The sequence below is a fragment of the Vibrio sp. 378 genome (assembly GCF_033339435.1).
Genome location: NZ_JAWOUO010000367.1, coordinates 1 through 809, shown reverse-complemented (window position 1 = coordinate 809; position 809 = coordinate 1). Strand labels below are relative to the sequence as shown.

Below are 809 nucleotides of genomic sequence, written 5' to 3'. Positions count from 1 at the left end.
CGCGCAGAATGGCGTGAGAAAAACGCAGTCGTATTCCCAGACCGTCCTGACTACCGTTTTGAGCTAAGTGAAGACAATGACGTTATCGCGATTCACGCTGATATGCGCCGCAGTGCAAACCGTCTTGTTGAAGAATCGATGATTACGGCGAACATTTGTGCAGGCCGTACACTGCGTGAAAAATTCGAAACTGGCGTATTCAACACTCACGCAGGTTTGAAACCAGAGAAAATCGAAGAAGTTGTGCAACTCGTTAACCCTGAGGGTACGCTAGAATTCACAGCAGAATCGATTGCAACGCTTGAAGGCTTTGCGGCTCTACGTCGTTGGTTAGCGGTTCAAGAGACATCTTACCTAGACAATCGCATTCGTAAGTTCCAAGCATACAGTGAAGTGGGTAACCAACCTCTTCCTCATTACGCGATGGGTCTAGACATTTATGCGACTTGGACATCCCCAATTCGTAAATATGGCGATATGATCAACCACCGTATGCTAAAAGCGGTGATTCTAGATAAAGAACCAGTACAAAAACCTGACGATCAAGTGGGTGAAGAACTGGCACTGCACCGTAAGCACCACAAAATTGCAGAGCGTAACGTGTCTGATTGGCTATACGCACGTACTCTTGCGGATGAACCAAGCAAGCAAACTTGTTTCACAGGTGAGATTTTCGATATTAATCGTGCTGGTGCACGTGTTCGACTTCTCGAAAATGGTGCAGCAGCCTTTATTCCTGGTGCCCTGATTCTTGATAATAAAGAACGAATTGAGTGCAATGGCGACAACGGCACAATCTCTATCGATAA

At 46.2% G+C, this 809-nt stretch carries 1 protein-coding gene; it reads left to right on the top strand.

The genetic code is table 11. From position 1 onward, the window contains the following. The coding region (locus R7Q48_RS26320) for an RNB domain-containing ribonuclease (protein ID WP_318133140.1) at positions 1-809 on the top strand (809 nt) is incomplete at both ends.